General features: G+C 75.1%; 1 protein-coding gene. It reads left to right on the plus strand.

Going from position 1 to position 1,204, the window contains the following annotated elements; genetic code table 11:
- Nucleotides 1–167: 167 nt before the first annotated feature.
- The coding region (locus AC5P09_RS51885; RefSeq protein ID WP_493880621.1) for a TIGR02679 domain-containing protein at nucleotides 168–1,204 on the plus strand (1,037 nt) is incomplete at its 3' end.

Consider the following 1,204-nt stretch of genomic DNA (forward strand, 5'->3'; position numbering starts at 1 on the left):
CGCCGCCGCCCACTACGACCTCGCGCACACCGCCGTCGACCACACCGTCTCCGCGCTGCTGCTCGTCTGGGACGGCGACCGGCTCCTCGCCGACGACACCGGTGACCTCACCGCAGCCCTTGGCTCGCCCGGCACCCGGCGCGCCCCGGCGCCCGAGGAGGCCGCGGTTGCCGGCTGAGCGGCCCGAAAGCCAGGGGTACGACGAGTTGCGGGGCGAGGGATGGACCCGGCTGCTAGCCGCCGCCCGCCGCAGGCTGGAACGCACCGGCGGCGCGCTCGACGGCGACATCGGGCTCACGGGGCCCAGCGAGGCCGAGCGCCGCACCGTCATCGGCATCACCGGCCGCTACCGGCCCGAGACCGTCAAGCGTCTCGCCGTACCCCTGCGTGACCTGGACGGGTATCTGTACGGCCGGTACGGCACCGGTCTCCTCCAGACCCTCGGCCGGCTGCACGGTCCGCTGCGTGACCGGCCGGCCGAACGGGCCGACGAGCAGGCCCGCCGGGAACAGTCCCTGAAGTCGGCCCACTCCAGCCGGCTCGCCGGGCAGGGATGGTTCGCCGCCTGGCTGGACCGGATCGCCGCCGACGGCACCCTCACCCGTCTTGTACGCCGGGGGGACGCGCCGCTCCTCGACGCGGCGGTACGCGTCCTGGAAAGGCTGACCGGTGACGGGGACCGCTTCGCTGGCTCCCCCCGCATCCCCGGTGTCCTGCCGCTTCCGGTGCTCGCCGAGTGGGCCACCGGTGACACCAAGGCTCTCGTTTTTGGCGCCCCGCTCGAACAGCTCGTCCTGCGTGCCCTCGCCCAGCGCGTTGGCGACGGCCGCGCCGTCCCGCGTGAGCGGGCCGGGCGGCGAGCCCTGTGGGAGAGCGCCGGGGCCATCGCCGACGACCTCGCCAGTCAGGTACTCGTGCTCAACATCGGGGCCGAGGGCAGCGCCGTGGTCTGCGACTGGTTGCGCGACGCCGCCGACTTCGGCATCCCCTTCCGGCTCACCCTGCACCAGCTCGCCACCGACCCCGTCGTCCCCGCCGCCCGCACCATCTTCGTCTGCGAGAACCCGGCCGTACTGCGCGCCGCCGCCGGCGAACTCCAGGGCACCGGCGCCGCCCTCGTGTGCACCGAGGGCGTCCCGTCCGCCGCCTGCCACAAACTGCTCGGCGACGCCGTACGCGCGGGAGCCCGGCTGCACTGGCGCGC

This window comes from Streptomyces sp. a15 (assembly GCF_059026085.1).